General features: G+C 63.8%; 9 protein-coding genes and 1 pseudogene. 7 read left to right on the top strand and 3 right to left on the bottom strand.

All coding sequences use genetic code 11. From position 1 onward, the window contains the following. Nucleotides 1–1,260, bottom strand: a 1,260-nt coding sequence (locus tag MOV75_RS24045) for an efflux RND transporter periplasmic adaptor subunit (protein ID WP_309486964.1), incomplete at its 3' end; no start/stop codon positions are given. A 599-nt stretch (nucleotides 1,261–1,859) separates the two neighbouring features. Between MOV75_RS24045 and MOV75_RS24040 the strand changes: the two genes are divergently transcribed. From MOV75_RS24040 to MOV75_RS24015, 6 genes are all read left to right on the top strand, one after another. Beyond that, a complete protein-coding gene (locus MOV75_RS24040; RefSeq protein ID WP_246929570.1) occupies nucleotides 1,860–2,507 on the top strand; it encodes a response regulator transcription factor in 648 nt (215 codons plus the stop codon). A 179-nt stretch (nucleotides 2,508–2,686) separates the two neighbouring features. After that, complete coding sequence (locus MOV75_RS24035) at nucleotides 2,687–3,088, top strand: curlin subunit CsgB (protein WP_246929571.1); 402 nt, start codon at nucleotides 2,687–2,689, stop codon at nucleotides 3,086–3,088. Between the two features lie 120 nt (nucleotides 3,089–3,208). Continuing rightward, nucleotides 3,209–3,601 (top strand): curlin, encoded by a 393-nt coding sequence (locus MOV75_RS24030; protein ID WP_246929572.1) that lies wholly within the window; start codon nucleotides 3,209–3,211, stop codon nucleotides 3,599–3,601. A gap of 26 nt (nucleotides 3,602–3,627) precedes the next feature. Then, entirely contained in the window at nucleotides 3,628–4,038 is a 411-nt protein-coding gene (locus MOV75_RS24025; RefSeq protein ID WP_246929574.1) for a curlin, read from the top strand. A 96-nt stretch (nucleotides 4,039–4,134) separates the two neighbouring features. Next, nucleotides 4,135–4,557, top strand: a complete 423-nt coding sequence (locus MOV75_RS24020; RefSeq protein ID WP_309486838.1) for a curlin repeat-containing protein — start codon at nucleotides 4,135–4,137, stop codon at nucleotides 4,555–4,557. A 12-nt stretch (nucleotides 4,558–4,569) separates the two neighbouring features. Then, nucleotides 4,570–4,863 carry a hypothetical protein gene (locus MOV75_RS24015; RefSeq protein ID WP_246929578.1) on the top strand — a complete coding sequence of 98 codons (294 nt, stop codon included), beginning with the start codon at nucleotides 4,570–4,572 and terminating at the stop codon, nucleotides 4,861–4,863. Nucleotides 4,864–4,915: 52 nt separating this feature from the next. Here the strand turns inward: MOV75_RS24015 and MOV75_RS24010 are convergent, their stop codons facing one another. Continuing rightward, nucleotides 4,916–5,197: a hypothetical protein gene (locus MOV75_RS24010; protein ID WP_246929579.1), complete on the bottom strand. Its 282-nt coding sequence runs from the start codon at nucleotides 5,195–5,197 to the stop codon at nucleotides 4,916–4,918. A 283-nt stretch (nucleotides 5,198–5,480) separates the two neighbouring features. Between MOV75_RS24010 and MOV75_RS24005 the strand changes: the two genes are divergently transcribed. Then, nucleotides 5,481–5,927: a hypothetical protein gene (locus MOV75_RS24005; RefSeq protein WP_246929581.1), complete on the top strand. Its 447-nt coding sequence runs from the start codon at nucleotides 5,481–5,483 to the stop codon at nucleotides 5,925–5,927. 8 nt (nucleotides 5,928–5,935) lie between these two features. Here the strand turns inward: MOV75_RS24005 and MOV75_RS24000 are convergent. Continuing rightward, nucleotides 5,936–6,188: pseudogene (locus MOV75_RS24000) on the bottom strand (GNAT family N-acetyltransferase); the annotation flags it as partial.

The raw sequence follows: 6,188 nt of genomic DNA, 5'->3' as shown, positions 1-6,188 counted from the left end.
CCACACCCCGCTGCGTGTGCCAGCCGGGTCCGGCCGCGTGCCGGAGGGCTGGAAGCGCAGTGCGGCGAGCGGCACCTTCAGAACGTCGTCCTGCCGCTCGATCACGATCTTCACCAGGGCGGTCATCCCCGGCAGCAGCGCGCCATCGAGGTTGGAGGTCGCGAGGACCACGGTGTAGGTGACGACGTGCTGCTGGTTCTGCGGGGCCTTGCGCACCTGCCGCACCACCGCCTCGAAGCGGCGGTCCGGGTAGGCGTCCACGGTGAAATGCGCGCGCTGGCCGGGGGCAATGCGACCGATATCGGCTTCGTCGACCTGCGCGTGGATCTCCATGTCCTCCAGGCGATGCGCCACCACGAAGGTGGTGCGCGATTCCAGTCCGACCGCGAGCGTCTGGCCCTCGTTGACGAACCTGCCGACGACGACGCCGTCGATCGGCGAGCGGATCACGGTGCGGTCGAGATCGGCCTGGGCCGCGGCGAGAACAGCCGCCTTCTCCGGCACGGCCATGCGAGCCTGCTGCAGCTCCGCCTCGATCCGGCGGACGTCGGCCTGCGCTCCCTCTACCGAATAGGAGTTGAGGGACATCAGGACCTCGGCCTCGCGCTCCTGGGCGAGGCGTGCGGTGAACTCGGTCTGCGCGTCGTCGACCGTCGTCGTCGCCACCACGTTTTGCGACTGGAGCGCCAGCTTCCGCTGCAGGGTCTTCTGCGCCGAGCTCTTGACCGCCTGGGCGCTTTCGAGCTTGGCGGCGAGCACATCCCGGCTGCCCCTGGCATTTTGCAGGTCGATCCTGGCGCGATCGAGCTTGGCCCGTGCGATGTCGACCAGGGAATTGGCGACGGCGAGGGAGGCCTTGGCTTCGTCGACCTTCGCCGCAAAGCTGCGCGGATCGATCAAGGCGAGCGGCTGATCCTTGGTGACGGTGTCGTTGAAATCGACATAGACCCGGGCGAGCTGCCCGGACAATTGGGAACCGACCTCGATCGTCTTGACCGGCTGCAGGGCACCAGTGACGGTGACGGTCTGCTCGATGCTGCCGCGCTGGATCGAGGCATAGCGGAACATTGGCGCATCCGACCCGAAAGTCGGGACGTCTCGCCCAGCAGGCACGAGCAGGCGCCTGGTGGAGTCCAGGGCGTGCGACGCCCTGTCCGCAGCGCTCCCGGCCGCGCCGGTGATGACGGCGGGCCCCGCGATGTAGATCGCGGCGAGGCTGCACGCAGTTCCGAGCAAGGCAATAATTGGTACAAATCGCATATCAAAAACCCGCCTCTTGAAATGGCCTCGATGGCGGCACGGACAAAGATCGCGCTATGGTTGTAAATCTCTCAAAGCGATATCGATCGTCCGTATGTCGCTGCTGCCGGGGCGACGGTCGGGCTCGACTCATCATCCAGTAGTAAAGCCGGTGCCGTGCTACTTTTCGTGATTTGATCGAAATGCATACCGAGCGTATCGATATGACGCGCGCGGTATCGAACTCGATAGACTGACTGAACGTCCCGTCTGCTTTGGCGAAGCGGACGCCGGGTGTTCGAGTCGGCACATGAGTGGCGATGCATGACGCAGTTGGCGATACTGCATTCAAGATACCGGACTGCACGACACCGGATTGCCGCATTTTCGCGATCGCGCGCTGCGGACGGCGGCGAGCTCAATTCCTTCCGATCACGAAGCCCGATATGTGAACGCCTTCACTCGTCACGAGCGCATGTTGGCCTTAAGACGTCGAACCGGTGGACCGATGCGCTTCGCCCGATCCCCGCGAATTCATCCAAGCACATTGTTTTCGCTTGCAAGAAGAATGGATGGCTCGTTGCCTGCTCATCGAGCCCCAAGCCGGGGAGTCCGTTGCCATGAATTCAGGTCAAGCCATAGTTTATATCGTTGACGACGAGATTCAGATTCGAACCGCGATCGGAAGTCTCTGCGAGGAGACTGGACACCAGGTGAAGCTGTTCGCTTCGACGGAAGAATTCCTCGCGGAGAATATTTCGCCCGGGCCTGCGTGCCTCGTGCTCGATGTCCGCTTTCCCGGCACGTCGCCGACCGGCCTCGAGCTTCAGCGCCGTCTCGCCGAGACGGGCGTGCCTATCCCGATCGTCTTCATCAGCGGCCATTCCGACGTCCGCGTCTCGGTCGAAGCCATGAAGCGCGGCGCGGTCGAGTTTCTGCCAAAACCGTTTCGCGAGCAGGAGATCCTCGATGCGATCAGGCATGGCATCGAGCGCGATCGCAGGCGGCTGGAACGCGAAGATACCGTGCGTGAAGCCCGCCAGCGCGTCGATACGCTGACGGCGCGAGAGCGCGAGATCATGCTGCTGATGGCCGAAGGGCTCGTCGCCAAGCAGATTGCGGCGCGGCTTGGCGTGAGCGAAGTGACGGCGAAGGTCCATCGTGCCAGGATGATGCGAAAGCTGGAGCTGCGTACGCCGATCGAAGTGGTGCGGCTGATCGACAGCATGGGGCGCGAAGCGCAGACGACGCGCGCCGGCACGGGATAGAAGTTGCTCTTGCGCTTCCATGTGCCGATATTTCGCGCAACGTCTAGTCCGTACCGATTAGCATGAACTGCAGTCTGTCGCACGGAGCCCGATCGGTTCAAAGTTGTCTCTACGATGTCGGCCTCTTCCAAGACGGCATCAGAACCCAGTCAGACAACTTTGCTAGAAAGGGATTCTCCATGCGTAAATTTCTTTTTGCTTCCGTTGCATTGTTCGCCCTGTCCTCCGCCGCGCAGGCCGCCAACACCTCCACCACGGTGCAGGTCGGCGTCGTGAACGGCTCGAGCGTTTCGCAGCAGGGCCTTACCAACGACACCTCCTCGACCAGCCAGCTCGGCATCGTGAACAGTGCGACCACGATGCAGGGAACCAGCTCGGCCTCGCTCAACAACGGCAGCACGGTGAACCAGATCGGCGTGCAGAACACGGCAGCCACCGGCCAGGTGGCGTTCGGCAACAACGGCAGCTCGATCACCCAGAACTCGTTCGGGCCGCCCGCGCTGCAGAACAACGCCGCCAGCGTCGGCCAGCTCAGCGTGTTCGGCATCAACGGCAGCACCGTCTCGCAGACGGCGCACTGAACCACACAACCGTTTGGCCGGACGCATCCAGTTGCGGTGCGTCCGCGCCATTCTCGAATGCACCGCAACCGGCCGGCCGATCAATTGTGATGGCTCGCTTATTCTCGCGGAGGAATTGACATGCGGATCACCTATTTCATTGCAACGGTTGCAGCGTTCGGCGCGCTGACGGCCGCCGATGCACAGGCCGGCAACAGCGCCAGCGTGCTGCAGTTCGGAACGACCAACACTTCGTTCATTTCGCAGAGCGGCGGCACCAGCAACAGCGCTACGACGCTGCAGTTCGGCGCCACCAATAGTGCGACCACCTTGCAGACGGGCTCGCTCCTGACCGTCAACAATTCGGTGATCGGGCAGGGCGGCACCACCGCGACTGCATCCAACACCGCGCTGGCGGGCCAGGTCGGTGGCATCAATTCGAGCCTGATCGGCCAGATCGGTGCCAACAACACGGCCGGCGTCGGTCAGCTCGGAATCCTGAACGGCTCGACGATCATCCAGCAGGCTCCGTGAGCAGATCCGAAGTGGCGAGGCATGTCATGAAACATCATTTGGGATGCGCGGGCGCCGTGATGCTCGCTCTGTGCTCGGTCGGCGCCGGGTCGGCCGGTGCCCAGACCGCCGACATCAAGACCATCGTCTCGGTCGGCGGCCCGCCGGTCGTACTCAATCAGAACAGTCAGCTCAACATGGCGGGCGTGTTCATGATCGGCGGCAGCACCAGTGCGACCGTGACGCAGAACGGCACCAACAATGCCACGGGCGTTCTGCAATTCGGCGGCACGACTTCCACATCGATCGGGCAGACGGGAGCGAACAATCTCGCGTTCGTCGGTCAGACCGGCCAGTCGGCGACCAGCCTGATATCGCAGCTCGGCACGACGAATGCGGGCACGGTGGCGCAATTCGGCACGATCAACGCCTCGACGATCGTCCAGACCGGCCCGTAACAGGCGAGCGAGTTCGCTGGGGTCGAGAACGAACGGGGAAGCGCGATGCGATGCGGCAGACAGGTCTTGAGGCGCCTCTCGATTCAAATCTTGGCCGTGGCGGCGTTGCTCGCCGCCATCGGCGCGACGACGCAGGCGAGCGCCGGGTCGGTCCAGCGCAGCGTGACGAGAGGGAATGTCAGTATCGAAACGGTCGTGCAGTTCGGCGACAATGTCCAGCCTGTGACGATCGAGGAGAACAGCCGCATCAATATCGCGCGGGTGATCCAGATCGGCGGCACCGGGACGGTGGACGCGACCATCATCCAGAACGGCACGCGCAACTATGCCAATGTGATCCAGGTGGGCGGCACCACCAATGCGGTGATCGGTCAGTCCGGTGTGGGCAACACCGCCGATATCACCCAGATCGGCAATTCCACCAACGCGCTCCTGCTCCAGATCGGAGACATGAATACGGGAGCCGTAAGGCAGTTCGGGCGTTTCAACTGGCTGGCGATCTTTCAGTTCAGCCGATGATGGAGGTGTGACATGAGGTTGCTCCTGCTCGCATCCGGAATAGGACTCATGAGCGTGATTGCGGCGGCGCCGGCCGGCGCCGGCGACGGCCACACCACAATGGTCCAGGACGAAAACGGCACGTCGGTGATCACCCAGAGCGGCGATCCGGCGCAGGCCGAGGTCAAAATCGAGAAGGAACCCGGGCGCACGACGGTCTATCGCCGCAGCGGCGGCAACACCGCCATCGTGACGCAAGGTACTGGACAAGGCACTGGAACGCCGCAGGACATGCTCGACTGGCTGCGCAAGCAGCAGGGCCGTTGACGCACGAAGGCCCACCGTCCGATGTGGACGGTGGGCCTCACGTCGAGCAACTCTACCAGCGATAGCCGCCGGTCAGCGTGCCGTTGTTGTTGCCATCAGGGCCGACATCGCCCTGTGTCGAGCTCGGGGTCGGATGGTTGCTGCCGTTGATTGCGCCATAGGGTCCCGCGACATCAGGATAGTACGCCCGCCGCTGAACCGGCTCGTAAGGCGACGCGGTTCGGTCCCAGCCCACGCGCGGACCGTTCCAGTCGTAGCCCTGCGCCGAGGCAGCCGCAGTGCCGGCGACGAGTGATGCCGTGATCAGGCAGAGGAGTTTTGACTTGTTCTGCATTCGAGATGCTCCTTGCTTGTGTCGGGAGCCAACGGTTGCAGTGCGAGAGCGTTCCGAACCTGTTGGCCGCCCGCGATCAACTCCGATCAACTGGTTATGAGGTGCCTTTCGCGGAACGAAGTGCCCGTCAGCCGAGAATTCCGGTCGACTTGCCGCAGTTGTTCCGCGGTTAATCCCGTGCCTTAACCAATAATTAATTATACGTTTGCGGGTGGGCGACGGCCCGGCCTAGCGTAGCTGCGGGGAGCCGCAATCGCTTAAGCCAAACGAGTTGGTGCGTATCATGACGTATAGAATGCATGGGGCCTTGCTCGCCTCGCTCAGCGCAGTTGCGCTGCTCCTTCCCGCCAATGACAGTTTTGCCAGACCCGGCGGCGCCGCGCCGCATGGGGTGACGGCTGCGCCGTCCGGCGCAATGGCGCGTGCGCCGATCGCGCCGGGAGGCCGGTTCCATCGGCGGAATAATCCCTGGGTCTACTGGCCGGGCGGCGGCGGGTTCTTCTACGACGGCGCCGGCTATAGCCAGCCCTTCGTCGATGCCGGGCAGCCGGTCTCCACCGACGTGCGCTATACCTACACCTATGACGTTCCCTGGGACTGGACGCATCGCTTCCCGCCGAATGTCGTGCCGTCCGACCGGCCCTATGTGCCGAGCTGCCCGACGGAGCAGGTGACGGTACCCGGCCGCGGCGGCAGCGAGCACACCGTCAACATCATGCGCTGCTACTGAGCTGCGCTCTAACCTAGCTCAAAGCTGGTCACGCCGAAGACGCGGTCGATGCGCAGCGGCGCGATCGGCCCCGTGTACATCCGCGCGGTCTCGAACACCGGCTTGAGCCCGAGCGCCTCCGCGAGCGCGATCGCCTCGCGATTGACGGCGGGGACGTCGAGGAAGACTTCGCCGATATCGGCGCTCGCAAGCAGGGCCTGGACGATCGTCTCCGCCGCTGCGCGGTCGTCGGCGACGAGCGGGCCGATCTTGTGGCCGGTC

The sequence above is a fragment of the Bradyrhizobium sp. PRIMUS42 genome (assembly GCF_023006515.1).
Taxonomy (GTDB): Bacteria; Pseudomonadota; Alphaproteobacteria; order Rhizobiales; family Xanthobacteraceae; genus Bradyrhizobium.
This window is presented reverse-complemented; position numbering and strand designations above follow the sequence as displayed.